Raw genomic sequence first — 26,241 nt, forward strand, 5'->3', positions numbered from 1 at the left:
CCACCAAGCGGGACGCAGCGGCTGGACGCCACCGTCAAACAGGTTACAGTCGCCTAACGCTTGAGCGGACGCGGGATGCGGCGCATCGGCATGTAAGGAGGCGATGGGACTTGGCCGCAGAACCACTGGTGCAACGGGATAGCGAAGCGCGCCAACGCTGGACGACCCTTGCCCTTCTCTGCTGTGCGGTCGTCCTGTCCTTCTCGACCTGGTTTTCAGCGACCGCCATCGCTCCAGAGCTGACCCGCGCCTGGAACCTCTCGACCGCTGAAGCGACCTGGCTGACCAATGGGGTCCAGATCGGCTTCGTCACCGGCGCCTTGCTTGCGAGCCTCTTCAATCTGCCTGACCTGATCAGGATGAACCGCCTCATGGCCGGATCGGCTGCATTGGCCGTCATCGCCAATGCTGCCCTCTTACTCGAGCCGCCTCCCATCGTCGCGATCCTCTGCCGGATCATCACCGGTTTCGCGCTCGCCGGTGTCTATCCGCCCGCGCTCAAGCTCGTCTCCACGTGGTTCGTGGCCGGCCGCGGCCTTGCCTTCGCCGCCGTGATCGGAGCGATAACCGCCGGGTCAGCTCTTCCACATCTTTTCCGTGGCACGACCTCCGCAATCGCCTGGCAGCAGGTCGTCGTGCTGTCGACCATCGCAGCGCTTGCAAGCATGGTGCTCTTCCTGCTTTGCGTGAGAGAGGGTCCGTTTCCGTACGGCAAGGCTATGTTCGACCCACACCAGATCGGCCGTGTACTGCGCGACCGCCATGTTGCCCTCGTAAATATCGGATACCTCGGTCACATGTGGGAACTCTATGCCATGTGGGCATGGCTCTTGACCTACCTTACGGCGGCCTTCGAGGCCGGCGACTACGGCACGGCGCAGGATGCATCCCTCCTGACCTTTGCCACGGTGGCTCTCGGTGTGGTCGGTTGCTTCGCTGGCGGGGTGCTTTCGGATCGCGTCGGACGCACGGCGACGACGGCCGGCATGATGATCGCCTCCGGCCTCTGCGCGTTGACCGTTGGCTTCGCCTATGACGGACCGCTATGGCTCCTTGCCATCGTGGTCGTCGTCTGGGGGATCAGCATCATTGGCGATTCCGCACAGTTCTCGGCGGCGGTCACCGAACTTGCCGACCGCAATTACATCGGCACCGCTCTCTCCCTGCAGATGGGCATGGGTTTCGCGCTGACGATCGGCATGATCTGGGCGCTGCCCAGGTTGGCCGAATTGCTGGGCGGATGGCAATGGACTTTCTCCGTGCTTGCGATCGGACCCTTCGTCGGCGCTGCTGCCATGCTGTACCTGCGTCGGCTGCCTGCCGCGACCCGGCTCGCCAATGGACGCCGCTGACTTGGCGCTTGCAGGTTATTATCCAAACGTATAACAACAGCGGATACGGTGGACACGAAAGTGATATCACCGTGTCCCTATCTCGGATGTTCCCTTCCACTGGACCAAGGCTTGCATGAATACGCGCCGCAGTTATCACCGTGCCAGCGAAGGCGAGCGGCGAGAAGAGCTCATCGCAGCAACGCTGGACTGTATTGCAGAAGCTGGAATAGAGGGCGCAACGGTGCGCCAGATCGCGGCGCGCGCCGGTGTGACGCCCGGATTGATCCGTCACTACTTCATGACCAAGGACCAGATGCTGCAGGCTGCCTACCGGCAATTGATGAACGGCATCACGCAGACCACCACGGCAGCGGCTCAAGGACATGACCCACGCACCCGGCTGCGCCAGTTCATCGTCGCGAACGTCACGCCACCCGTGACCGACAGTCGTACGCTGTCCCTGTGGGCCGCCTTTATCAGCCACATCCCGCTCGATCCCGCATTCGCCGCCATTCATCGCGAGAGCTATTTGGCCTTCCTCGGAGAACTGGAAAAACTCCTCTCGGACTTCTTTGCAGATCGGAAGCGGACGGTGAGCGCCGCCGAGTGCCGCTCCTATGCGATTGCGCTGAACGGATTGATCGACGGCCTCTGGCTCGAAGGAACGCTCGCGCCGGACATGTTCGAAGACAACGAAATTGCCGGGACAGCCATCGTCTCGGTGGAGGCCCTGCTGAGGCTTCCACCGGGCGATCTGTCTTTGGCTTGAAGATGAATAGAGGACCTAAAATGCGCTACGCCTCCATAACAAACCGTCTTGCCGATCTCGGTTCCGGCCGCTGGGCGGTGCACACCGCCGCTCGCCAGATGAAGCAGGAGGGCGCCGATATCATCGAGCTCACTATTGGCGAACCGGATGTCGCGCCGGACAAGGCGCTCCTGGACGAGGCGACGAAATCCATGCATTCCGGACGCATACGTTACTCGAATGGACGCGGCGAGCCTTCGGTCCTGAAGGCACTGGTCGAGAAGTACGCGAAGCGCCGCACCGGGGTGACGGAGCAGAACTTCCTCTGCTTCCCCGGCACCCAGACAGCCCTCTACGCCGTGATGACGGGCCTGGTCGAAACCGGTGATGCTGTACTCGTCGGCGACCCGCTCTACGCAACCTATGAAGGGGTGATCGCGTCCACCGGTGCCCATCCGGTTATGGTTCCGCTTCGTCCTGAGAAGCGGTTCCACATGCAGGCCGAGGACCTCGAACGGGCGATCACGCCGAACTCACGCGTGGTGCTCCTCAATACACCGCACAATCCGACTGGCGCCGTACTGACGGCCCGTGAAATTTCCGCGATCGGGGAAATCTGCCGCAAGCACGACCTCTGGATCGTCTGCGATGAGGTCTATGAGCAACTGGTGTTCGATGACGTCCCGTTTGCATCGCCATTCGACATGCCGGAACTGGCAGAGCGGACCATCGTGGTCTCGTCGATCTCCAAGTCCCATGCGGCGCCGGGCTTCCGCAGCGGCTGGGCCGCAGGCCCTGCAGAGTTCTGCAACCGCTTGCTTCCCGTCTCCGAGACGATGCTCTTTGGTGTCCAGCCGTTCATTGCAGACATGACGGCGCTCGCGCTTTCGCAGGACTTCCACATGGCGCCGACCATGCGCGCGAACTACCGCCGGCGCGCGGAGATTGCAGCCCAGGCTTTCGCCGGCAACAACCTTGTGAGACCCATGCTGCCGGAAGGAGGAATGTTCATCCTTCTCGACATCTCCGCAACCGGCCTCACCGGGCTTCAATTTGCTTGGGAGCTTCTGCAGCAGGAAGGTGTCGCGGTCATGCCCGGAGGATCGTTCGGCCGGCAGGCCAACGGCTTCCTGCGCATCTCCCTTACGGTTCCCGACGATACGCTGCTCATCGCCATGAAGCGCATCTCGGACCTCGCCGATCGCCTTATGGCGCCGGAAGGACGACGCGCGACCGCCTGAGCGGCAAAGGCAGGTCATTTCAGCCGTGAAATGACCTGCGCACCGAAGACATCGATGAACTGCAACTGATTGCGTCCGACATTGTGGACGTAGATCTGCTCAAAACCCATGCCCATGTCTTCCTCGAACCACGCAACGTGGCGAGAGGGATCGGCCGAGATGCGGACGAACTCGTCCATATCTTCGGGCCTGACCCGGGCGCAGGCAGCATCGAACTCCTCCGGCGTCCTGAGCGTCTCGGCGACTGCGGCGGGCAGCGTATTGCTCCGCCACTGATCGTATGCGTTCTCGCGGGCTTCTGCTTCAGTCGGGGCATAGGAAACGTGAACCTGAAGATAGGCCGGCTTCCCTTCTCCACCGCCACGACGGAAAGCCTCGATAATCTGGGACAGCTTGTCTCGCGGCTGGTTGATCGTGATCAGCCCGTCCGCCCATTTTCCCGCCCATTCGGCTGTGGCGATGGAAAGTGCGCCTGCAATAACCTTTGGAGCTTCTCGCGAAAAGGTGTGGAGCCTTGCCTCATCCACCCTGATGGGGCCCTCGCGACTGACGGTGTTGCCATCCCACAGCGACCGGATGATTTCGACCCCAGCCAGGAGCCGTTCATTCCTCTCGGGCTTGGACGGCCAGCGCTCCCCGACCACGTGCTCGCTGAGGGCCTGCCCGCTCCCGACCGCCATCCAGGGGAAGCGGCCAGGGAAGAGTTCTCCGAGGGTCGCCGCCGCCTGGGCGGTGATCACCGGATGATATCGCCAGCCCATCGGCACGGTAATCAGCCCAAAGGGAATCGTCTTCGTCGCCTGCATGGCGGCACCGAGGAAGGTCCAGACGAAACCTGATTGTCCCTGCCGCTCGCTCCAGGGCGCCAGATGATCGGAAGACATGACAGCTCCGAAGCCCGCATTTTCCGCCGCTTGGACGCAAGCGACGAGTTCGCTTGGGGAAAACTGCTCGTGGGAGGCGTGGTAACCGATGATCGTCATGGCACCTAGAAGGCCGAAACGCTCGCTTGGTTCCGTTGAAAACGTCAGCCTCGCTTCAAGCCGCGGGCTGCAAGTTCTTCTTCCCACCCGAAGATGCTGCGTCCGCCCAGGGCGGGAGAATCGCGAAATTCACCAGCCACGATCTCCTTGAGATCCGGGCCAGTCGCATATTGCTCCAGGCGCCGCGCCTGATCGTCCAACCGTTTCAGCGCCTGCAGTTCCTCTTCTCGCCCCAACCTGCCCTTGCTGACCGCAGACTTCATTACCCGTATCGTCTCATCGTAGACCTTGAGCGGAACGGGAAACGGATGGCGGTCCTTCCCACCGTGAGCGAGCGAGAAACGCGCGGGATCGGAAAAGCGACAGGGGGCGCCGTGAACGACTTCCGCGACCATGGCAAGCGCCTTCACCGTGCGCGCGCCGACACCGGGCGTGAGCAGCAATTGCTGGAAGTCGGCGGGTCCACGGTCCGCCGCCGCTGCCAGCGTGCCGTGAAGACGCTTCATGTTGACATCCTTCTCGCGGACATCGTGATGGGCAGGCATGAAAAGATGCGGCAGCATCGGCTGCGCCGCATCGAGGGGCGTTTCGCGCCGCTCGAATGAAACGAGCTCGCTGACGATCCGGTCCGGCCCGAGGCTTGAAAGCATCTCCAGTTGCGACATGCGGGACGCATCCGCCCGCCGGTCGGCCAGGTTGACGATCCGGCCCTGCTCTCGCCCTTCGATCGCCGCATGGGGCGAGTCCAGAAAGCTCTCCAGCCCCTCCGACAGCCAGTGATAACGCCGGGCCTGTCGCCGGTCGCCGTTCATTCCCTGCTGCACCACCACCCATTTCCCGTCGTCCGTCACGATAAACCCGTGCAGGTAGAGATCGAAGCCATCTTGCACGGCCGCACTGTCGACCTTGGCGACGAGCCGGCTGGTGGTGGCGAGAGACGCTCCGTCGATCCCGACGCGATCGCCGATTGTCGTGAGTTCGTCCGGTGTCCTGCGCGAATGCTGTCCTCGTCCGCCGCAGACATGGATGCCGAGTTCTGCCGAAAGCGGCGTCAGCCCGCGCTTCAGCGCACCGATCACGCTCGTGGTGATGCCGGAGGAATGCCAGTCCATGCCCATAACGGCGCCGAAGGACTGGAACCAGAATGGATGCGCCATGCGACGGAGGAATTCGTCGCGGCCGTAGTGGTGGACCACAGCCTCGGTGATCAGCGCGCCGAGGCGGGTCATGCGCTGCCCGAGCCATTGCGGAACGCGGCCGCCGTGAAGCGGAAGATCAGCGCTGCCTGCTCTCTGTGCCATGGCCGGTCCTTCTCCAGATCAAGCTTATATAGCTGGAATCCGAGAACGAAACAGGATCATTCTATTAGGCCGGCCGGAAATCCCCCAGCCGTTCTTTCAGCAGAGAGATGGTTTCGACATCCGCATTTGCAAAGGCAAAACGGAGGTAGGCCTCCTGGCCCTCACCGAAATAGGCGCCGGGAATGCAGATCACCCCCGCCTCCCTGGCCAGTCGCTCGGCCACGTCAGCCGATCCGAGCGCCGGAAAGGGATGACGGACAAAGGCGAAATAGGCGCCGAGCGAATCGACCCGCCACTCCGGCAGCTTCGCCATCGTCACCGTCAGCGCCTCAGCACGGCGGACGATTTCCTGCCGGTTACCTTCCCGCCAGCCCGCCAGGATCGGCAGGGCCCGCGCGACAGCAGCCTGCGCGGACCGCGGCGCGCAGATCTGCAGATTGTCCATGACCTTGGCGATCTGCTCGACGGTCTTCGCACCGGCGGTGATCGCACCCAGGCGGTGACCGGGGATGCAGAGAGACTTCGAGAAGCTGTAGAGACTGATCAGGCGCTCCTGCCAATCACCCTGGGCGAAGAGGCCATGGGGTGCACGGCCTGCCTCGGGTAGGAAATCGCGGTAGGTTTCATCGAGGATCAGCCAGATGTCCTTTGCGCGGCACAGCTCGAAGATCGCCAGCAGCAGGTCGGGTGGATAGACGGCTCCTGTGGGGTTGTTCGGCGAAACGAGCGCGAGAGCGCGCACCTCGGGCGTGATGGCAGCGGCTATCGTATCGGGCTTCGGAAGGAACCCGTCCTCCGGTCGGCAGGCAACGCTGCGCATCTTGACGCCCATCATTGCCAGCGTCGTGTCGTGGTTGAAGTAGAAGGGATTGGTCATCAGCACTGTCTGGCCGGGGCCGGCGACCGTCATGGCGGCACTGGCGAAGGCTTCGTTGCATCCCGAAGTGACGTGGGTGTTTTCAGGTGTCAGCGTCGCGCCATAGACCTGGCTCACATGCTCCGCATAGGCTCGCCGCAGATCGGCGTCCCCCTCGATTGGACCGTAGCCGCAATAGGCGGTCGAAGAGGCCATTTCACCGAGCAGGGTAAGCATGTCGGGATGCGGCGGATAGCCCGGTACGGCTTGCGACAGATCGATCAATGGGCCGCGCGACCCGTCATATGCCCTGCCCCAGGCAAAGACCGAGGGGACGGGCGGCGGGGCGAGCTTCTCGACGAGGGGATTGAAGGCAGGCATGGGAAATCCGAATAGAGGCGATTGCGGCAACTGGCATTGATTTGGCCTCCACATCTACCAGTTTATTGCCTCTGGCAAGGACGAGATCTCACGGAAGGACATGTCATGGGCGACGAGCCTACCCATCCCGAGGATAGCAAGCTGACGCGCAGCAAACGGGCATGGGCACACGAAGGCCGCTTCCTGACGGGCAGGACCGCGCGCCCTGAGACCGAACGGCTCCCGCCTGGGCAGCACCTAGTGAAGAACTGGCCGGTCCTGGATCTCGGTGAGCAGCCGGAGGTATCGACGGCACAATGGCGTCTTGACGTTGCAGGCCTCGTGGAGAACGCTCGCTCGCTGGACTGGGATGCCCTGCTCGCCCTCCCTCAGACGGAGCGCCGCTCCGACATTCACTGCGTCACCACCTGGTCCCGCTACGACAATGACTGGAAGGGTGTCTCGACTCGGGACGTCATGGACATGGTCGCCCCCAAGGCCGACGCAGCTGCCGTCATGCTGACGAGCTATGATGGCTACACGACCAACCTCCTGCTTGCCGACTTCGCGGCAGAAGATGCCATCCTCGCCCACAGTTGGCAGAACGAACCGCTGGCGACCGAACACGGAGGTCCCGTGCGGCTTGTGGTACCGCACCTGTATCTCTGGAAAAGCGCGAAATGGCTGAAGCGGATCGAGTTCATCGGATCCGATCGCGCCGGCTTCTGGGAGCAGAACGGCTACCACATGCGGGGCGACCCGTGGGCCGAGCAGCGTTACGCCGATGACTGAGCGGGCGGAGGGGCTTACTTTCCCTCCCGCAGGAAGTTGATCAGCCCGGAGAAATCATCGCCTCCGTGCCCCAGCGCGGCAAACCGCTCGTATAGATCCGCCGCATGGGCTCCCATTTCCGTCTTGGCGCCCGCCGAGCCAGCGGCGTCCTGCGACAGCTTCAGGTCCTTCAGCATCAGCGCCGCGGCAAATCCCGGCTTGTAGCCGTTGTTCGCCGGCGAGGTGGGCACCGGGCCTGGCACCGGGCAATAGGTGTTGATCGACCAGCATTGGCCTGACGAGGTCGAGGCGACATCGAACAGTGCCTGGTGGGACAGACCCAGCTTCTCCCCCAGTACGAATGCCTCGCAGACCCCTGCCATCGTGATGCCGAGGATCATGTTGTTGCAGATCTTGGCCGCCTGTCCCGCACCCGCATCACCGCAATGCACGATCCGCTTACCCATCTTCTGGAGGACCGCCTCCCCCCGCGTGAAGGCTTCGTTCGCTCCACCAACCATGAACGTCAATGTGCCAGCCGTCGCGCCGCCGGTACCGCCTGAAACCGGCGCGTCGAGCGAGAGGCAACTTGCGGTCTTCGCCAGGGAATGCGCCTGCCTGGCACTTTCGACGTCGATGGTTGAGCAGTCGATGAGGAGCGTGCCGGGCGTTACGGCGGCAATCAACTCCTCCCAGACCGACAGCACATGCTTGCCAGCCGGCAGCATTGTCACGACGACGCCTGCCTCTTTCACCGCCTCCACAGCACTCGCAGTGACAGAGATACCATTCCCCGTAGCGGTATCGCGCGATTCCGGCGACAGATCGAAGCCCGCGACCTGGTAACCTGCCTTCACGAGATTGGCCGCCATCGGCCCGCCCATGTTTCCCAGCCCGATGAACGCAACGCGGTCTTCCATGTCTTTCCTCCCGTAAGCGGACGGCGCAGCGTGCGGCCGATCCAAAACTCTCTTGCGATAGCCTCTAGGATGTACGTCCGATCAGCGAGCGCGCGATGATCACGTTCATGATCTCGTTCGTCCCTTCGAGGATCTGGTGCACCCTCAGGTCACGCACGATCTTCTCGATCCCGTATTCAGCGAGGTAGCCATAGCCGCCATGCAGTTGAAGCGCGTTGTTGGCGACGTCGAAGCACCGGTCCGTGACCAGCCGTTTGGCCATGGCACAGAGTGTTGTCGCGTCATGAGCCTTGGCATCCAGGGCAGCGGCAGCGCGCCAGAGGAACGTCCGACACATTTCGAGATTGGCTGCCATATCCGCCAGGGAAAACTGCAGGGCCTGGAAGGCCGTCAGCGGTTGCCCGAAGGCACGTCGTTCGCCCATGTAGGCAAGCGCCTTGTCGAAGGCCGACTGCGCGCCCCCGAGCGAGGCCGCGGCAATGTTGAGGCGCCCGCCATCGAGGCCCGCCATCGCAATCTTGAACCCGTCTCCCTCTTCGCCCAGCCGATTAGCGACGGGAACGCGCGCGCCATCGAGAATGACCGCCCGGGTCGGCTGCGCATGCCAGCCCATCTTGCGCTCATCAGCGCCGAACGAAAGACCAGGCGTATCCGCCGGCACGACCAGGGTCGAGATGCCCTTCGGACCGTCATCTCCGGTCCGCACCATTACAACGTAGACATCCGAGGCGCCCGCACCCGAGATGAACTGCTTCTGGCCGGAGACCACATAATGATGACCTTCCCGAACCGCCCGTGTCTTGAGAGCCGCAGCGTCGGATCCGGACCCCGGCTCGGTGAGGCAATAGCTTGCCAGCCTCTCCATGGTCACGAGCCCGGGTAGCCATTGCTCCCGCTGCTGCTGGTTGCCGAACCGATCGATCATCCAGGCGCACATGTTGTGGATGGAGATGTAGGATGCGACTGCCGGACAACCGGACGCAAGCGCCTCTATGATTAGGGCCGATTCGACACGTCCAAGCCCTGTGCCTCCGATGTCGTCGCGAACATAGATAGCACCCATCCCAAGCGCACCCGCATTGCGGATCGTTTCTACGGGAAAATGCTTCTCCCGATCCCATTCCAGGGCGAACGGCGCAATTTCCTCACGGGTGAAGTCCTGAGCCATCTGCCGTATGGCAGCCTGCTCCTCGGTGAGCGTGAAATCCATGTCTGACCTCCCTTGGCCTCCCGCCAAGCTCAGGGGCGGATTTTGCACAAGCCGGCCGCGTGCGCCAGCACGGTCTTCCGTTCTCCAACTATTTGCCAACGCAAGGTCAGCGCGCAAGCGCAACCGACTTCACAACGGCATAGACCCCTCGACCCGGCGAAAGGCCGAGACGGTCACGGGAGAAGGCGGTGATCCGCGCGAAGATCCGCACCTCGCCCACAGCGATAGCGACGCGAACGGACCCGTCCTCATCGTCCTCGAACCCGGATATCGTGCCGGGGAGGATGTTCAGCGCACTTATCCCAACCGGCTTTTCTGTTGCAATCATCACGTCCCGTTCCGGGATATGCAGACGCACCGATTGACCTTCCTGCAAAGCCGCATCTGAAACCGTGATCTCGACGGACCCGGAAGCTACGACGGCCAGTCCGTGACCGGCCTCTACCGAGCGGACAACCCCGCTCAGGACGGCGCCTGCATCGCGACGCTCATGGGCGGACAGAAGGTGCCCCTTAAGAACCTCCGACGGCGAGCCGATCGCGGCAACGCGCCCGTCTCGCATCATGACGACGCGATCGGCCAGTTGCCCCACCTCGGCGACGGAATGGCTGACATAGACGATCGGGATTCCCGCCTCGTCCCTGAGGCGGCGGAGATAGGGCAGGATCTCCGCCTTGCGGTCGTCGTCAAGGGCAGCAAGTGGCTCGTCCATGAGCAGCAGCCGCGGGGAGGACAGCAAGGCGCGTCCGATCGAAACGCGCTGGCGTTCACCCCCGGAAAGATGAGTTGGCGGCCTGTCGAGCAAGGATGCGATACCGAGGAGATCGACAACCCGCTCGAATGCACGCGCATCCTTCCTCGCGGACGCGAACCACTGGCCGAAGCCCAGATTGCGCCGCACGCTCAGATGCGGGAAGAGCCTTGCCTCCTGAAATACATATCCGAACCGCCTGCGGTGTGGCGGCACGAAACACCCCTTCTCCGTGTCCAGCAGGATCTCGCCATCAAACAGCACTTTTCCCGACTGGGGTTTTGCGAGGCCCGAAATTGCGCGGACAAGAGAGGTCTTGCCGGAGCCCGATTGGCCGAACAATGCCGTTACGCCACCCTCCGCGTTAAAGGCCGCGTCCAACTGGAAGGTCCCGAGGGCCTGCTTCACCTCAACTGTCAGCCTCATGATGCGACAGCTTTCTGCCCGACGCGCCGCGCCACCCATTCGGACGCCACCAGCGCCGCAAAGGAAATCGCGATCGCAACCATCGTCAGCCGCATCGCCCCGGCATCGCCCCCCGGCACCTGCGTAAGGGTGTAGATCGCGGCCGACAGAGTCTGTGTCTCTCCGGGGATATTGGACACGAAGGTGATTGTCGCTCCGAACTCGCCCATCGCCTTTGCAAAGGAAAGGATCATGCCGGCGATGATGCCCGGGGCGGCAAGCGGCAGCGTGACTGTGAGGAATACCCAGGCAGGACGGGCACCCAGCGTGCTTGCCGCCTCCTCCAGCTTCGTGTCGACAGCCTCCATGGACAGGCGGATCGACCGCACCATCAGTGGGAAACCCATGATCGCGCAGGCCAGCGCCGCTCCCGTCCACCGGAACGAGAAGCTGATGCCGAACCAGTCATGGAGAAAGGAGCCGACCGCACCCTGCCGGCCGAAGGTGACCAGGAGAAGAAATCCTGTGACCACGGGCGGGAGGACGAGCGGCAGATGAACGATCCCGTTCAGGAAGGACTTACCCCAGAACCGACCGCGGGCGAGCAGGAACGCTATGGCGATGCCGACTGGCAGGCTGCAGGCAACTGCTACCGTCGCCACCTTGACGCTCAGGCGGACGGCCGTCCATTCCTCCTCGCTCAGTGCCAGCCAATCCACTTTCTTCCCCCACTCATCAGCGCCTGCTCCCGATACCCGCGCCAGTTAACGGATAAACGCGCGACAATGGAAAATCTACGCTGCAAACCCCGCACCGGATCGGAACTTTCGCTGCGCACCGGGGTTCGTGTCCCGGAACTTCAACCCACTTTGGAGAATGACATGGCTGACACCAGCGCGACCCGTGAGATCTTCGTGACCGGCCTGAAAAACGCCCACGCTATGGAAAACCAGGCTCTGTCGATCATGAAGCCGCAGGTTTCGAGAATTGAGAACTATCCGGAAGTCGCCCGCCGCCTTGAGGAGCATATTCGCGAGACGGAAGGGCAGATGACGCGGCTCGAAGAACTGCTTCAGCAACTGGATGAAAGCCACTCCTCCATGAAGGACATGGCGCTGTCCTTTACCGGTGCGATGGCCGCAATGGGCCATACCATCGCGGGTGATGAGATTCTCAAGAACTCCTTTGCCAACTTCGCCTTCGAGAACTTCGAAATTGCTGCCTACAAGTCTCTTTTGGCTGTAGCAGAACTCGGCGGCTTCCAATCCGCGACCTCCGCCCTCCAGGCGAACCTGCAGGAGGAGCAGAACATGGCGAAATGGATCGACGACAACCTGCACACCGTGACAACGCGCTTCGTGGAACTCCGCGAGGCCGGCGAAAGCGCCAAGGTTTAAATCTGCACGATACACTTTCGAAAGAAGCGGCGCCGTCAGGCGCCGCTTCTTTCCTGAACGTCACGAAATCACTACTGATCGGTTTCGGCGATCGCGCCTCAGACCTGTTCCCGACGACCCGTCGCGGCCGACCGGAGCATTGCCTCGATCAGCCGATGGACCTTCAGTGCCTCCCGGCCGCTTACCTTGGGGGAGCGCCCATTCTCGACGGCATCCACGAAGTCCTCAATCACAGCCCGATGATGCATGTGCGAGAACGCCATGGGATCGGCACCCGCACCGCCGCCGACCGCGCCATCGTCCATCTCGATGTCGGACCCGTCGTGAAATTTTGCTATGAGAGTCGCGCCTTCTATCCTCGCCATCCCATTGGTGCCGATCACTTCGATCGCATCAGGCGTACCGGGATAGGCGCAGGTGGTTGCACCCACGGTACCTATCGCACCGTTCTCATAGCGGATTGCTCCGGCGACCAGATCCTCTGTCTCCATGCGATGCACCGGGGTGGTCACAGCATAGGCTATGGCTTCCACTGGAAGACCGGCAACCGATATCAGAAGGTCAAGCGTGTGAATCCCCTGCGTCAACAACACGCCGCCGCCATCCCTTGCCCTCGTCCCGCGACCGGGCTCGTCGTAGTAGCTCTGTGGCCTCCAATTGGACAGCCTGGCCGACGCACCCACGATGTGTCCCAATCGGCCGTCGGCGACGATCTGTGACATCGCGATGCTGACCGGACGGAACCGGTGCTGCAGCACGACCCCGAGCGTCACGCCAGCCTTCTCACAGGCGTTAACCAGTACCTCGGCGTTTTCCAGTGACACATCCAGCGGCTTCTCCAGCAGGACATGCTTGCCCCTGGCAGCGGCCTGCTCCACCAACTGGCGATGGGTATTCGGTGGGGTAAGGACGAGGACGGCTTCGATTCGTGGATTCTCAAAAATGCCGTCGAGGGTATCGGTGACGGGCATCCCCCACCGGCTCGCAAAGGTCTGGCGCCTTGCGGACGTCGGGCTGAAGGCCGCTACCACTTCAACACGATCCCGAAGATCGAGCAGGCTTTGGGCATGTGGTGCCGATGCCATACCCAGTCCGATCACCCCTATCCGCATATCGCCTCCTCCGCATAAAATGGTTGTCATACAAAATACCGATTTTTGTATGTTGACATACCACACCTCGCTGCTCTAGCCATTCTTATGCCGAAGGAGGAGCGGCAGTCTTGATGAATTCACTGGTACACGAGGACGTATTGTTGCCGCCGGAACCCGGCGTCCGCTCGATTGCCCGCGCTCTATATCGGACCGTGTCGAACCTGCCGATCATCAGTCCGCATGGCCATACGGACCCCCGGTGGTACGCGCTCGACGAGCCCTTCCCCGATCCCGCCCAGCTTCTGATCGTTCCGGACCACTACATCTTCCGCATGCTCTTCAGTCAAGGGATCGCACTGGAGGATCTGGGCGTAAGGCGGCTTGATGGAGCAGAGACCGAAACCGACGGCAGGCGGATCTGGAAGCTCTTCACCGAGAACTACCATCTCTTCCGTGGCACCCCGACCCGCCTCTGGATGGACTACGTCCTATCCTCCCTCTTCCACATCGAGGAACCTCTGGACGCGGGAACGGCAGACAGCAGCTACGACCGCATCGCCGAGAAGCTCCGCCAGCCCGAGTACCGGCCACGAGCTCTTTTCAAGCGGTTCAACATCGAGGCTATCGCCACCACGGAGGGAGCACTCGACGACCTGCGCTGGCACAGGATGATCCGCGAGAGCGGCTGGGATGGCCGTGTGGTGACGGCCTACCGTCCCGACGCGGTTGTCGATCCGGACTTCGAAGGCTTCTCCGCCAATCTGGATCTGTTGGGGGAGATCACCGGCGAGGATACCGGGACATGGGCGGGCTATCTTGCCGCCCACCGCAAGCGCCGCGACTATTTCAAATCCTTTGGCGCCACGTCCTCCGATCACGGTCATGCCACTGCGGACACGGCGAACCTCTCCGCAGCGGAGGCCGCCGCCCTTTTCGACAGGATCAGAAGCGGCAGGGGAGACGCCGGCGATCACCGCCAGTTCCGGGCGCAGATGCTGACGGAAATGGCGAAGATGAGCCTGGACGATGGGTTGGTCCTGCAGATCCATGCCGGTTCCTGGCGCAACCACTCGCCGTCAATGCTATCCCGCCATGGCCGCGACATGGGTTTTGATATCCCGACCCGGACCGACTATGTCGGCGCGCTGAAGCCGCTCCTCGACGCGGTTGGCCTTGAGCGTGACCTCACCGTCGTAGTGTTCACCCTGGACGAGACCTCCTATGCCCGCGAGCTTGCGCCGCTGGCGGGTGTCTATCCGGCGCTCAAACTCGGACCGGCCTGGTGGTTCCACGATAGCCCGGAGGGCATGCGCCGCTTCCGGGAGATGACGACCGAGACCGCCGGCTTCTACAACACCGTCGGCTTCAACGACGACACCCGCGCCTTCCCATCCATACCGGCGCGGCACGATATTGCGCGACGCGTGGACTGCGCCTTTCTGGCGCGCCTAGTCGCCGAGCACAGGTTGAGGGAGGAGGAAGCCTTCGATCTGGCCAGAGAGCTTGCCTATACGCTCGCGAAAAAAGCGTATCGGCTTTGAGTGGCGCGTGGCGCCGAGGAAACAGGGAGGAGAACATCATGTTGCATTTTGGAAAGGTCGCTGCTGCCTTCACGGTCGCAGCAACACTGTTTGCGAGCACGGCGCTCGCGCAGACAGTATTGAAGTCATCGGACACGCACCCCGACGGATATCCGACCGTTGAGGGCGTGAAATATTTCGGCGAACTGATCAAGGAACGAACCGAGGGCCGCTACGAGGTGGAAGTCTACCACTCCGCCCAACTCGGCGAGGAAAAGGACACGATCGAGCAGGTTCGTTCCGGCGTTCTCGAACTCAACCGCGTTTCCATGGCCCCGTTCAACGGCACGGTGAAGGAATCGATCGTTCCGGCCTTGCCCTACCTCTTCCGTTCGGAAGAACACATGCACAAGGTCATGGACGGTCCGATCGGCGATCAGATCAAGACGGCGTTCGAGGGAGCGGGCCTCGTGGTCCTGGCCTTCTACGACGCGGGTTCTCGCTCGTTCTACAACAGGACGAAGCCCATCAACAGCGTCGAGGACATGAAGGGCCTGAAGTTCCGCGTCATCCAGTCGGACATCTTCGTCGACATGGTCGCAGCACTTGGCGCAAATGCGACGCCTATGCCGTATGGCGAAGTTTATTCCTCCATCGAAACCGGCGTCATCGACGGTGCGGAGAACAACTTCCCGAGCTACGACACGGCCAAGCACTACGAAGTAGCCAAGCACTACTCGCTCGACGAGCATACCATCCTTCCGGAAGTCTTCGTGATGAACAAGGCGGCCTTCGATCAGCTGACGCCTGAGGATCAGGAGATCTTCCGCCAGGCGGGAAAAGACAGCGTCGCCAAGCAGCGCGAACTCTGGGCGGCGAAGGTAAGCGAGTCCCGTAAAATCGTGGAAGAAGCGGGCGCGCAAATCACCACACCCGATAAGCAGGGCTTCATCGATGCCATGGAACCGGTTTATGCCAAGCACGTGACCGACCCTGTGCTCCAGAAGATGGTGGATGACGTCAAGGCTGTCCAGTAACGCAAGATCGGGGCGGCTGGTCTCCAGCCGCCCCTTCTTCGGGTGGGCGTCGAACCTGAAACGATCTGCAACAGCCACAAGCGCAATCACGAGCACACCATGTCGGACCGACTCAAACTTACGGCTGGGCTTCTCGGCCGGCTCAATACACTGGCTCTGTGGAGCGCCGGCATCGGCCTGATCCTGATGACCGCCTTCGTAGCTTGGCAGGTCTTCTGCCGTTACGTGCTCAACGACTCCCCGAGTTGGACCGAGCCAGGCGCGGTCATGCTGATGAGCTGGTTCATCTTTCTTGGGTCAGCGGTTGGGGTGCGGGAGAACTATCATCTCGGCTTCGACGTCATCCTCTACGTGATCCCCCGTAGCGGCAAGAAATGGCTGCGCATGATCTCTGACGTCGTCGCGTTCGGCTTCGGCGTCGGCATGATCTGGTACGGCTGGGAGCTCATCCTGCTGACATGGAACACGACGCTGCCGTCGCTCGGAATTTCAGGCGCGTGGGATTACGTACCGCTGGTCGGCGGTGGGGTGCTGATCGTGCTGTTCACCCTGGAGCGGATCGTTTTGAGGCTCTCAGGCGCTCCCATCGACGACATTCTGGATGAGACGCCGCCTGCGGAAGTGGCGGCCGAACTCGACACTGCCAACGTGAAGGCTTGATGCTCATGGAATACTGGATTCTTTTTGGCGTCTTCACCCTTCTGATGCTGATCGGCACGCCGATCGCTTTCTGTCTCGGCGTGGCCAGCTTTGCGACTGTAGCCTATATCGGGCTTCCCCCACTGGTCGTTTTCCAAAGATTGAACTCCGGGATGAGCGTCTTTTCAATGCTCGCCATCCCCTTCTTTATCTACGCCGGTGATCTTATGGTTCGTGGCGGTATCGCTCAGAAGATCGTGGCGTTCGCAGCGTCCCTCGTGGGCCACATCCGGGGCGGACTTGGTCAGGTCAATATCGTGACCGCGACCCTTTTCGGTGGCATTTCCGGGTCAGCAGTTGCCGAGGCAGCAGCCGTGGGCGGCTTGATGATACCGCAAATGAAGGAACGAGGTTACGGCGCAGACTACGCCGTGAACGTGACCTCGATGGCGGCGTTGATCGCCCTTCTCCTTCCGCCCTCCCATAACATGATCATTTATTCCATCGCTGCGGGCGGGAAGATCTCCATCGCTGATCTTTTCACTGCCGGCGTCATTCCCGGCCTCCTGTTCGCACTCGCATTGATGGTCACCGCATATTTCGTGGCTCGCAGCCGCGGCTACCCGGTTGAATCCTTCCCCGGCTTCCAGATCGCACTTCACCTGGGAGCAGTTGCCATCCCTGGCCTGCTTCTGATCGCCATCATCTTCGGCGGCGTCCGCTCCGGTATCTTCACGGCCACCGAGAGCTCGTGCATTGCCGTTCTATACGCCCTGCTCATCACGGTCTTCGTCTACCGGCAGATGACTTGGGAAGGCTTCGTTCATGCCACCATGGGCGCCGTGCGCACCACCGCAATGGTCCTGCTCATCATCGGCATGGCAGCCGCTTTCTCCTGGTTGATGGCCTTCCTCCGGGTGCCCGCAGCCCTGATCGCCTGGATGAACACCATCTCGGACAACCCGCTGATCATCTTGTTGCTCCTCAATATCCTGATGCTCTTCCTGGGCACGTTCATGGACATGGGCCCGACCATCATCATTGCCACGCCGATCTTCCTGCCGGTGGCGCAGGCCTATGGCGTCGACCCTGTCCATTTCGGAGTGATCATGATCCTGAACTTCGGCATTGGCCTGAACACGCCGCCGGTCGGTGCGGTGCAGTTCGTCGCCTGTGCGGTTGGTAAGATCAGTGTCTGGCAGGCGATGCGCTCCATCTGGCCCTTCTATCTCGCCGGCGTTGCCGTCCTCGGCCTCGTCACTTACGTCCCCGCCATTTCGCTATGGCTGCCGGGCGTTTTCAAATAGGACGCGGATATGCCTGCAGATCTGACCGTCGCAACCAAGGTTGAACGCAAGCCGAAACTCTCGGCCCACGTCGCCGCGTCCCTGCGTTCCCAGATACTGGCGGGCGATATCGGCGTGGGACAGAAGCTTCCGACGGAGAGCCAGCTCACGGAGGCCTTCGGCGTCAGCCGCACTGTCATCCGGGAAGCGGTTGCGAATCTAGCAGCCGATGGGCTGGTCGAGTCTCGCCAGGGCGCGGGTATCTTTGTCTGCGAACGGCCTGCCATGGCCTTCTCGTCGATCACGCAGGACATCGGGATGAAGATCTCGCATGCCCTCAATGTTATCGAGGTCCGCATGGGGCTCGAGATCGAAAGCGCGGGTCTTGCGGCACAGCGCCGGAATGCTGCCCAGGAGGCTGCCATTCAGGAGGCCTTCTTCGAGTTCGACCGGCTGCTTGCCATGGGCGAGGCCACCGGGCGCAGTGATTTCATGTTTCATCGCGCCATCGCTGCAGCCACCAACAATCCATTCTACGTTGAAGTGTTGGATGCCCTGGGCATGCGGGCTATTCCCTGCGACATCACATCTCCCTGGGGCACCGACAGCCTCCTGACGAGGGAGTACCAGGTCATGCTCCAGCGGGAGCACCTTGCCATTCTGAAGGCTATCTCTGCCGGAGATGCCGAGGCGGCGCGTGCTGCAATGCGAGCGCACCTGACAGAAAGCCAGCGACGCTATCGAGATCGGCTGGCGGGTCAGCAGGCGGACTATCGTTTCGGTTCCGCCGCGACGCCCTGAACCACAATGACCATCACAGCGAGGACGCCATGACTGCAAACCATACAGACTATTCCATCCGCCAGGCCTTTGACCCGGCAACGGGGGCGCAGATGGGCAGCAGCGCACTTCGCGACAACTTCCACATCGGCAATCTCTTTGTCTCCGGTCGGGTGAACCTCACCTACACGCACTACGACCGGATGGTGATCGGCGGCGCAACGCCGACAAACGCCGCGCTCGCGCTGGAAACAATCAAGCCGACGGGAACCCCCGGCTTCCTCGATCGCCGCGAACTGATCGTCGTCAATATCGGTGGCAAGGGATCGATCGAGGTCGATGGCGAGCGTCATGCCCTTGGAACCCGCGACATGCTTTATGTCGGGATGGGAAGCAGCGTGGCGTTCGCATCGGACGACGCCTCCACGCCTGCGAAGTTCTACCTTCTCAGTGCCCCGGCTCACCAGAAGCACCCCACGCAGTTGATCCAGATCGGCGATGCAAAGCGTATCGACCTCGGCAGCAGAGAGACCTCGAACGAGCGCTCGATCTTCCAGTTCATCCACCCAGAAGGTGCAAGAACCTGTCAACTTGTCGTCGGGATGACGCAACTTGCTCCCGGCTCCGTGTGGAACACCATGCCCTGTCACGTTCATGACCGGCGCATGGAAGCCTATCTCTATTTCGACCTGCCGGAGACGGCACGGGTCTTCCACTTCATGGGCGAGCCGACCGAGACACGCCACATCGTGATGGCAAACGAGGAGGCGGTGGTGTCTCCGCCGTGGTCCATTCACTCGGGCTGCGGAACGTCCAGCTATACATTCATCTGGGCAATGGCCGGAGACAATGTCGACTATACCGACGTTGACGCCGTGCCCATGGACATGCTCCGATAGCAGATCCCGGGCATCAGACCGATCAGACAAGGCAGACCGATATGAAGATCTTCGCGCGCAAGGATGAAGGTGACTGGACAGACCTGGGCGGCGGCAATCGCCGCCGCATCCTGTTGCACACCGATGAGTTGATGATGGTGGAGTTTGCTTTCGAAGACGGCGGGGTCGGCGCACCCCACTCCCACCCGCATGTGCAGGCGAGCTATGTCGCCCAAGGCCGCTTCGAGGTTACCGTCGGGGACAGGACTGATGTCCTGTCGGCAGGCGACAGCTTCATCGTTCCATCGAATGTCGTGCATGGAGTGGTTGCGCTCGAAGCTGGTCGCCTCGTTGACTCGTTCACACCGCACCGGGCCGATTTCCTCGCGTGACAAGCCCAGCGACAGGGCCGATCAGCGGCGTCTTGGCTCTGCCAACTCCGCCGCCTCCACATCGAAATGATCGAGGATAATGCCGATATTGCGCTTGTGAGCCTTGAAGTAGACATCGAATGCGTCGCCCAGCAGCGGGACGCTTCCGACAGCCGCATCGACAGCAATATTGGTCAGCATTCGCGCCAGCTTGTCTGATGGCACTCCGAGCCTCCGGCCTTCGTTGACGATCGCCAGTCCGATGATCGCGCCGCTCGCATCGCCGATCACCGGAAGCAATCCCAGAAGTGAATCGGCCCCGAAGCGGATGCCGGTTCCGGGCACGCGCACCGCTGTATCGAGAAGCCGAGCGAGATTGTTCAGCCGACGCAGTCGCCGAAGCAACTGGATACGCTCCTCGTGAGACCGGCTGCCGACACCCCATCCTTCATCGTTCCCAGACATCATCTGCCAATCTCTTGATGCACCACCTCGTCGCCAGGACAGAATGAGGAAACTGGCTCCAGAGTTCCTTGCAAACCGGAACCACAGCCACGGCGACGAGTTGTTCTTGCACAATGATGGAGGAGACAATGGGCATCGAAGAGGCACCGACCGAACAGGGCAAGGAATCCGCCCGCGGTTTGAAGGACAGCAGCAAGGCAGAAGAGCGGCACGTCGAAGCCGAGAAAGGCAGCGATCTCGCCAAGGGCGCTGACCGCTTCGAAGAACGTGCGCGCAGCTCCGACGGCCGAAGCGCGGGTGACAAGCAACACGACTGACGAAACCATGAGAGCCAGCTCCGCGGGAACAAGGGCTGGCTTTCGTTTTCTACCTCGTCCATGATGCCGTCGTTTCAATCGAAAGCGACACGAAAGACGGCGCATGTTTCTGACCCCCCGGCAGGAGGAAATCATCCAACTGGCCAGACTGCATGGGCGAGTCCTGGTGGACGAGCTGTCCAATCGCTTTACCGTCTCGCCCCAAACCATCCGCAAGGATCTGAATGACCTTTGCGACCGCCAACTGCTCAATCGCATCCACGGCGGAGCGACCTTTCCCAGCAGCACCGAAAATATGCAGTACGAGGCGCGACGGCAGATCGCAGCCCAGGAAAAGCAGGCGATCGGACTGGCGGCCGCCGCACTTATCCCCAACAACGCCTCACTGTTCATCAACATTGGCACGACGACGGAAGCTGTGGGCGAGGCGTTGACCAAGCATCAGGAAATGATGGTCATCACCAATAACATCAATGTCGCCAACCGATTACGCCTGCTCCCCTCGATAGAGGTGATCATCGCGGGAGGCGTGGTCCGTGCTTCCGACGGCGGCATCGTCGGGGAAGCGGCGGTGGACTTCATCCGCCAGTTCAAAGTGGACTTTGCGGTGATCGGTGCGTCAGCCATCGACGCAGACGGCGCGCTTCTCGACTTCGACTTCCGTGAGGTGAAGGTTGCTCAGGCGATCATCGCCAATGCCAGGCATGTCATTCTCGTTTCCGATTCGACCAAGTTTGAGCGAACTGCGCCCGTCCGGATCGCGCAGATCACGCAAGTCCACACCTTCATAACGGATCACTGCCCCGTACCGTCGCTTCGAAGGATCTGCGCCGAAAGTGGCGTCGCGCTGGTTGAAACGGACAGCATTCCGAAAACTTTCGTTTGACATTCGTTTTGAGCTCGTATGAACTGTATCTGACTTTCGTTATTGTCGCCTGATGCGACTTCCGAAATCGTGGGGCGAGCGTGAACGGGCCGGAATTCGACATATTCGTCATTGGCGGCGGCATCAATGGATGCGGGATTGCGCGCGACGCCATCGGCCGCGGATATAAAGTTGCCCTTGCCGAAATGAACGATTTTGGTGCCGGCACGTCCTCCGGCTCCACGAAGCTGATCCACGGCGGCCTGCGTTACCTCGAGTATTACGAGTTTCGCCTGGTGCGAGAAGCACTGATGGAGCGCGAGGTCCTGTGGGCGATGGCGCCCCATATCATCTGGCCGCTGCGGTTCGTCCTGCCCTTCCAGAAGGGCGGCGTGCGTCCCGCCTGGCTGATCCGCCTCGGCCTTTTCCTCTATGATCATCTGGGTGGCAGAAAGCTGCTGCCGCCCACCAGAAGCCTGGACATGCGACGGGATCCGGCTGGGCCCCCCCTGAAGCCGCTGTTCACGAAGGCGTTCGAATATTCCGACGGCTGGGTGGATGACGCAAGGCTGGTCGTTCTCAACGCACGCGACGCGGCTGACAAAGGTGCCTTGATTCTCGCGCGGACGAAGGTGGTGTCAGCGCGGCGAAGAGACGGCTTCTGGAGCATCGAAGTCGAAGACCACGCGAGCGGGACGAGGCGCGAGATTTCCGCGCGCATGCTGGTCAATGCCGCCGGTCCGTGGGTGGATCACGTGCTTTCCGGCGCAGTGGACGCGAATGCGCGTCGAAACGTGCGGCTGGTACAGGGCAGCCACATCGTCGTGAAGAAGAAGTTCGAAGGACCCCGTGCCTACTTCTTCCAGAACCCCGACAACCGCATTATCTTCGCCATTCCCTATGAACAGGACTTTACGCTGATCGGAACCACCGATCGCGACTTCGAAGGCGACCCGAAGGACGTGAAGATCAGCCAGGGCGAGATCGACTACCTCTGCTCGGCCGCAAGCGAGTATTTTTCGGAACCGGTGACGGCCCAGGATATCGTCTGGAGCTATTCCGCCGTGCGCTCGCTCTATGACGACGGTGCCTCCAAGGCGCAGGAGGCGACACGAGACTACGTGCTGAAAGTCAACGAGGCGAACGGCGCGCCCCTCTTGAACGTGTTCGGCGGAAAGCTGACCACCTATCGACGGCTCGCCGAACATGCGCTTGAGAAGATCGGCGAGAAGATCGGTACCAAGGGATCTCCGTGGACCGCGAAAAGTCGCCTGCCCGGCGGAGACTTCCCTGTGCTAGGGTACGAGGAGCAGGTTCGGGCACTGTCGGCGGTCTATCCGTTCCTGACAGACGCACACACGCGACGCCTCGTTCGAGCCTACGGCACGGCGGCAGCCTCGCTACTGGGAGATGCAAGGAGCGAACGGGACCTTGGTCGCCATTTCGGCAGCGACCTCTATGCCCGCGAGGTGGACTGGCTGATGATGCGGGAATGGGCCTATCGCGCGGAAGACATCTTGTGGCGCAGGACCAAGCAGGGGCTGCGCCTGTCTCAGGAAGAAACGAATCTCTTGGAGGAATACATGGCGGCTGTGCCGGCGAGGTCCGTCGGCTAGCACGCATGTGGTTCCCCGTGGTGGAGGAGGCCCGGGAGCCGAATGCTGGAACTTCGAAATGTCGAGAAAGTGGTGGCGGATGAGTATCATATTCATCCGACCAGCCTCAGCCTTGAACGGGGCACGCTGAACGTCCTGCTTGGACCGACGCTCTCGGGCAAGACGTCGCTCATGCGACTGATGGCTGGACTGGACATCCCCACCAGCGGCACGATCCATTTCGACGGTGTCGACGTCACCGGCGTTCGGGTGCAGGACCGCAACGTCGCGATGGTCTACCAGCAGTTCATCAACTACCCGGCCATGACCGTCTACGAGAACATCGCCTCGCCCATGCGCATTGCCGGCAAGGACCGCAAAACCATTGATCGCGAAGTGCACCGCGCGGCCGAACTTCTGAAGCTCACACCCTATCTCAAGAGGACTCCGCTCAACCTGTCCGGCGGGCAACAGCAACGCACAGCTCTGGCGCGGGCGCTCGTAAAGAATGCCAGCCTCGTGCTGCTTGATGAGCCCTTGGCAAATCTGGACTACAAGCTGCGGGAGGAGTTGCGCGAGGAACTACCTAAGATCTTCGCGGAGTCCGGCGCAATCTTCGTCTACGCCACGACAGAGCCTTCCGAAGCGCTTCTGCTCGGCGGTAATACGGCGACACTTGCCGAGGGCCGGGTGACGCAATTCGGCGAGACGATAAAGGTGTATCGGGAGCCGGCCGACCTGGTTTCGGCAAAAACCTTCGCAGATCCACCTCTGAACACCATCGACGTCGCCCGCTACGGTGACGATTTCCTCCTCGGTGAGCAGAAAATCCTCCCGGTCCCGATGCACCTGACCGGCATCCCCGACGGACCGGTAACTGTTGCCTTTCACCCGCATCACCTTTCACTGAAGCCGCGGCCATCCAGTGTTCCCTTGACGGCGCGCACGCAGGTTTCGGAGATCGCGGGCTCCGAGAGCTTCATCCATCTGGAGTTTTCCGGAGCACGATGGGTGCTGCTGACGCACGGCATTCATGACATCGACCCCGACCAGTCGATCGATTTCTTCCTGGACACCCGTCACCTGATGGCATTCGACCCCAGGAGCGGTCGCTCCTGGGCGGGTGCGGCACACGAAGAGATGTGAGGGAGCGGACATGGCACGCATCAATCTCGACCATATCCGCCACGCGTACGGCGCCAAGGCCAAGGCCAAGGCCAAGGCCGCGGGTGACTATGCGCTCAAGGAAGTCCATCACGAGTGGGACGACGGCGGTGCCTACGCGCTGCTCGGGCCGTCGGGATGCGGCAAGACCACGCTTCTCAACATCATATCAGGCCTGATTCATCCGACCGAAGGGAAGATACTGTTCGACGGAGCGGATGTAACCCATCTCTCCACGCAGCAGCGCAATATCGCTCAGGTCTTCCAGTTCCCGGTGATCTACGACACGATGACCGTCTACGACAATCTCGCATTCCCGCTGCGAAACCGGCGTGTACCGGAGGCTGAAGTCAGGAAGCGGGTTGAACACATTCTGGAGATGACGGACCTCGCCGGCATGGCGACGCGCCCCGCTCGGCGGCTGACGGCAGACCAGAAGCAGAAGATCTCGCTCGGTCGAGGCCTCGTTCGCTCCGACGTCAATGCGATCCTCTTCGACGAGCCTCTCACCGTGATCGACCCTCACATGAAGTGGGTGCTTCGATCGCAATTGAAGCGATTGCATCGTCAATCAGGCTTCACCATGGTCTATGTGACCCATGATCAGACCGAGGCGCTGACCTTTGCTGACAAGGTGGTGGTCATGCATGACGGTCAGATCGTCCAGATCGGCACGCCAGCAGAACTCTTCGAGCGTCCGAGCCACACCTTCGTCGGCTATTTCATCGGCTCGCCCGGCATGAATGTCATGCCGGTCTCGATCGAAGGTGCCAATGCCGTCATCGGCGACCAGACCATCCCGCTCTCAGGCACGCCCACGGTGCAGACGCCGCAGAGGCTCGAGCTGGGCATCCGGCCGGAGTTCATCCGTATCTCCCGCGACGGCATGCCGATCACAATCGCCAAGGTCGAGGATATCGGCCGGCAGAAGATCGTGCGGGCCAGCTTCTGCGGACAGCCGATTGCCGTGGTGGTGCCGGAGGATGAGGAGATCCCGTCCGAGCCAAGGGTTCACTTCGATCAAGCTGCAATCGGCATCTATGCCGATTCCTGGCGCGTCGAGCTTGGAGGCTGAGCATGGAAAAGACATGGAACAATAAGGCGTGGTTCCTGGTCCTCCCGGTCCTGCTGCTCGTAGCCTTCTCTGCAGTCGTGCCGCTGATGACCGTGGTGAACTACTCCGTCCAGGACACGTTCGGCAACAATGCCTTCTTCTGGGCCGGCACAGACTGGTTCGTTGACATCCTGGAATCGGACCGTTTCTGGGATGCGCTGCTACGCAACCTCATCTTCTCGCTGACGATCCTCGCCATCGAGATACCACTAGGGATATTCATCGCGCTGAATATGCCGAAGCAAGGGATCGGCGTGCCGGTCTGCCTCGTCCTGATGGCCTTGCCATTGCTCATTCCTTGGAACGTTGTCGGCACCATCTGGCAGGTCTTCGGCCGTGTCGATATCGGGTTCCTGGGCCACTACCTCCGTGTCCTCGGTGTGGACTACAATTACACACAAGATCCGGTGGACGCCTGGGCGACCGTCATCATCATGGACGTCTGGCACTGGACGAGCCTCGTCGTTCTCCTATGCTACGCAGGCTTGGTATCCATTCCGGACGCCTATTATCAGGCAGCCCAGATCGACGGCGCCTCCCGCTGGTCCGTCTTCCGCTACATCCAGCTTCCGAAAATGAAGCGGGTGCTGCTGATCGCCGTCCTCCTGCGCTTCATGGACTCGTTCATGATCTACACCGAACCCTTCGTGGTAACGGGCGGCGGACCCGGCAACTCGACGACGTTCCTGTCGATCGACCTGGTGAAGATGGCGGTGGGTCAGTTCGACCTCGGACCGGCAGCCGCCATGTCGATCATCTACTTCCTGATCATCCTGCTGCTGTCATGGGTCTTCTATACCGTCATGACCAGTCACGACACGCAGCGATAGGAGGTTTGC

Annotated in this window: 27 protein-coding genes; 18 read left to right on the plus strand and 9 right to left on the minus strand. The window is 61.4% G+C overall.

The features are described from left to right. The first annotated feature begins 110 nt into the window (after positions 1 to 110). The 3 genes from ACEPP2_RS10515 (at position 111) to ACEPP2_RS10525 (ending at position 3,323) form a co-directional block, all read left to right on the plus strand. Entirely contained in the window at positions 111 to 1,352 is a 1,242-nt protein-coding gene (locus tag ACEPP2_RS10515) for an MFS transporter (RefSeq protein WP_077545877.1), read from the plus strand. A gap of 115 nt (positions 1,353 to 1,467) precedes the next feature. Next, the gene (locus ACEPP2_RS10520; protein ID WP_077545876.1) at positions 1,468 to 2,103 is read left to right on the plus strand and encodes a TetR family transcriptional regulator C-terminal domain-containing protein; all 636 of its coding nucleotides are present in this window, start codon (positions 1,468 to 1,470) and stop codon (positions 2,101 to 2,103) included. A 20-nt stretch (positions 2,104 to 2,123) separates the two neighbouring features. Further along, complete coding sequence (locus ACEPP2_RS10525; RefSeq protein ID WP_395516564.1) at positions 2,124 to 3,323, plus strand: pyridoxal phosphate-dependent aminotransferase; 1,200 nt, start codon at positions 2,124 to 2,126, stop codon at positions 3,321 to 3,323. A gap of 14 nt (positions 3,324 to 3,337) precedes the next feature. Here the strand turns inward: ACEPP2_RS10525 and ACEPP2_RS10530 are convergent, their stop codons facing one another. From ACEPP2_RS10530 to ACEPP2_RS10540, 3 genes are all read right to left on the minus strand, one after another. After that, positions 3,338 to 4,306, minus strand: coding sequence for a TIGR03885 family FMN-dependent LLM class oxidoreductase (locus ACEPP2_RS10530; protein WP_395516565.1), 969 nt, complete (start codon positions 4,304 to 4,306; stop codon positions 3,338 to 3,340). A 44-nt stretch (positions 4,307 to 4,350) separates the two neighbouring features. Further along, complete coding sequence (locus ACEPP2_RS10535) at positions 4,351 to 5,607, minus strand: DUF763 domain-containing protein (protein WP_395516566.1); 1,257 nt, start codon at positions 5,605 to 5,607, stop codon at positions 4,351 to 4,353. Positions 5,608 to 5,671: 64 nt separating this feature from the next. Further along, positions 5,672 to 6,844 carry an aminotransferase gene (locus tag ACEPP2_RS10540; RefSeq protein ID WP_152339354.1) on the minus strand — a complete coding sequence of 391 codons (1,173 nt, stop codon included), beginning with the start codon at positions 6,842 to 6,844 and terminating at the stop codon, positions 5,672 to 5,674. 105 nt (positions 6,845 to 6,949) lie between these two features. Here ACEPP2_RS10540 and ACEPP2_RS10545 point away from each other — a divergent pair, with 105 nt between their 5' ends. Continuing rightward, complete coding sequence (locus ACEPP2_RS10545) at positions 6,950 to 7,615, plus strand: sulfite oxidase-like oxidoreductase (RefSeq protein ID WP_152339353.1); 666 nt, start codon at positions 6,950 to 6,952, stop codon at positions 7,613 to 7,615. A gap of 14 nt (positions 7,616 to 7,629) precedes the next feature. On the opposite strand, the gene mmsB is transcribed toward ACEPP2_RS10545, so the two are convergent. The 4 genes from mmsB to modB all read right to left on the minus strand — a co-directional run bounded on the left by mmsB (position 7,630) and on the right by modB (position 11,599). Further along, positions 7,630 to 8,514, minus strand: coding sequence for a 3-hydroxyisobutyrate dehydrogenase (gene mmsB / locus ACEPP2_RS10550; protein WP_395516567.1), 885 nt, complete (start codon positions 8,512 to 8,514; stop codon positions 7,630 to 7,632). Between the two features lie 64 nt (positions 8,515 to 8,578). Continuing rightward, on the minus strand, positions 8,579 to 9,724 hold the full coding sequence (locus ACEPP2_RS10555; protein WP_395516568.1) for an acyl-CoA dehydrogenase family protein: 1,146 nt from the start codon (positions 9,722 to 9,724) through the stop codon (positions 8,579 to 8,581). A 106-nt stretch (positions 9,725 to 9,830) separates the two neighbouring features. Next, on the minus strand, positions 9,831 to 10,901 hold the full coding sequence (gene modC, locus ACEPP2_RS10560) for a molybdenum ABC transporter ATP-binding protein (RefSeq protein ID WP_395516569.1): 1,071 nt from the start codon (positions 10,899 to 10,901) through the stop codon (positions 9,831 to 9,833). After that, positions 10,898 to 11,599 (minus strand): molybdate ABC transporter permease subunit, encoded by a 702-nt coding sequence (modB, locus tag ACEPP2_RS10565; protein ID WP_395516570.1) that lies wholly within the window; start codon positions 11,597 to 11,599, stop codon positions 10,898 to 10,900. The genes modC and modB overlap by 4 nt, the downstream gene beginning before the upstream one ends. Before the next feature lie 162 nt (positions 11,600 to 11,761). Here modB and ACEPP2_RS10570 point away from each other — a divergent pair, with 162 nt between their 5' ends. Further along, positions 11,762 to 12,277 carry a ferritin-like domain-containing protein gene (locus tag ACEPP2_RS10570; RefSeq protein ID WP_395516571.1) on the plus strand — a complete coding sequence of 172 codons (516 nt, stop codon included), beginning with the start codon at positions 11,762 to 11,764 and terminating at the stop codon, positions 12,275 to 12,277. 98 nt (positions 12,278 to 12,375) lie between these two features. Here ACEPP2_RS10570 and ACEPP2_RS10575 read toward each other — a convergent pair whose 3' ends face one another. Continuing rightward, positions 12,376 to 13,389 carry a Gfo/Idh/MocA family protein gene (locus ACEPP2_RS10575; protein WP_395516572.1) on the minus strand — a complete coding sequence of 338 codons (1,014 nt, stop codon included), beginning with the start codon at positions 13,387 to 13,389 and terminating at the stop codon, positions 12,376 to 12,378. A gap of 113 nt (positions 13,390 to 13,502) precedes the next feature. Between ACEPP2_RS10575 and uxaC the strand changes: the two genes are divergently transcribed. The 7 genes from uxaC (at position 13,503) to ACEPP2_RS10610 (ending at position 19,903) form a co-directional block, all read left to right on the plus strand. Beyond that, a complete protein-coding gene (gene uxaC / locus ACEPP2_RS10580) occupies positions 13,503 to 14,912 on the plus strand; it encodes a glucuronate isomerase (RefSeq protein WP_395516573.1) in 1,410 nt (469 codons plus the stop codon). Between the two features lie 38 nt (positions 14,913 to 14,950). Continuing rightward, a complete protein-coding gene (locus ACEPP2_RS10585) occupies positions 14,951 to 15,928 on the plus strand; it encodes a TRAP transporter substrate-binding protein (protein ID WP_077545863.1) in 978 nt (325 codons plus the stop codon). A gap of 99 nt (positions 15,929 to 16,027) precedes the next feature. Continuing rightward, the gene (locus ACEPP2_RS10590; protein ID WP_077545862.1) at positions 16,028 to 16,588 is read left to right on the plus strand and encodes a TRAP transporter small permease; all 561 of its coding nucleotides are present in this window, start codon (positions 16,028 to 16,030) and stop codon (positions 16,586 to 16,588) included. A 5-nt stretch (positions 16,589 to 16,593) separates the two neighbouring features. Further along, on the plus strand, positions 16,594 to 17,874 hold the full coding sequence (locus ACEPP2_RS10595; protein ID WP_077545896.1) for a TRAP transporter large permease: 1,281 nt from the start codon (positions 16,594 to 16,596) through the stop codon (positions 17,872 to 17,874). Between the two features lie 9 nt (positions 17,875 to 17,883). Then, the gene (locus ACEPP2_RS10600; protein ID WP_077545861.1) at positions 17,884 to 18,654 is read left to right on the plus strand and encodes a FadR/GntR family transcriptional regulator; all 771 of its coding nucleotides are present in this window, start codon (positions 17,884 to 17,886) and stop codon (positions 18,652 to 18,654) included. A 29-nt stretch (positions 18,655 to 18,683) separates the two neighbouring features. Next, entirely contained in the window at positions 18,684 to 19,532 is an 849-nt protein-coding gene (gene kduI / locus ACEPP2_RS10605; RefSeq protein ID WP_395516574.1) for a 5-dehydro-4-deoxy-D-glucuronate isomerase, read from the plus strand. Positions 19,533 to 19,573: 41 nt separating this feature from the next. Next, entirely contained in the window at positions 19,574 to 19,903 is a 330-nt protein-coding gene (locus tag ACEPP2_RS10610; RefSeq protein WP_395516575.1) for a cupin domain-containing protein, read from the plus strand. Positions 19,904 to 19,924: 21 nt separating this feature from the next. Here ACEPP2_RS10610 and ACEPP2_RS10615 read toward each other — a convergent pair whose 3' ends face one another. Beyond that, positions 19,925 to 20,347 (minus strand): DUF4112 domain-containing protein, encoded by a 423-nt coding sequence (locus ACEPP2_RS10615; protein WP_077545895.1) that lies wholly within the window; start codon positions 20,345 to 20,347, stop codon positions 19,925 to 19,927. A gap of 128 nt (positions 20,348 to 20,475) precedes the next feature. On the opposite strand from ACEPP2_RS10615, the gene ACEPP2_RS10620 reads away from it, so the two are divergent. From ACEPP2_RS10620 to ACEPP2_RS10645, 6 genes are all read left to right on the plus strand, one after another. Further along, positions 20,476 to 20,664, plus strand: a complete 189-nt coding sequence (locus tag ACEPP2_RS10620; protein ID WP_395516576.1) for a hypothetical protein — start codon at positions 20,476 to 20,478, stop codon at positions 20,662 to 20,664. A 103-nt stretch (positions 20,665 to 20,767) separates the two neighbouring features. Then, entirely contained in the window at positions 20,768 to 21,550 is a 783-nt protein-coding gene (locus ACEPP2_RS10625; RefSeq protein ID WP_395516577.1) for a DeoR/GlpR family DNA-binding transcription regulator, read from the plus strand. An 80-nt stretch (positions 21,551 to 21,630) separates the two neighbouring features. Next, entirely contained in the window at positions 21,631 to 23,145 is a 1,515-nt protein-coding gene (gene glpD / locus ACEPP2_RS10630; RefSeq protein WP_395516578.1) for a glycerol-3-phosphate dehydrogenase, read from the plus strand. Between the two features lie 42 nt (positions 23,146 to 23,187). Continuing rightward, positions 23,188 to 24,270 (plus strand): ABC transporter ATP-binding protein, encoded by a 1,083-nt coding sequence (locus ACEPP2_RS10635; RefSeq protein WP_142587408.1) that lies wholly within the window; start codon positions 23,188 to 23,190, stop codon positions 24,268 to 24,270. A gap of 10 nt (positions 24,271 to 24,280) precedes the next feature. Further along, positions 24,281 to 25,363, plus strand: a complete 1,083-nt coding sequence (locus ACEPP2_RS10640; protein ID WP_395516579.1) for an ABC transporter ATP-binding protein — start codon at positions 24,281 to 24,283, stop codon at positions 25,361 to 25,363. 2 nt (positions 25,364 to 25,365) lie between these two features. Then, positions 25,366 to 26,232: a carbohydrate ABC transporter permease gene (locus tag ACEPP2_RS10645; RefSeq protein WP_281976369.1), complete on the plus strand. Its 867-nt coding sequence runs from the start codon at positions 25,366 to 25,368 to the stop codon at positions 26,230 to 26,232. The last annotated feature ends 9 nt before the right edge of the window (positions 26,233 to 26,241 follow it).

Source organism: Pseudorhizobium flavum (assembly GCF_044142885.1).
Lineage (GTDB): Bacteria > Pseudomonadota > Alphaproteobacteria > Rhizobiales > Rhizobiaceae > Neorhizobium > Neorhizobium flavum.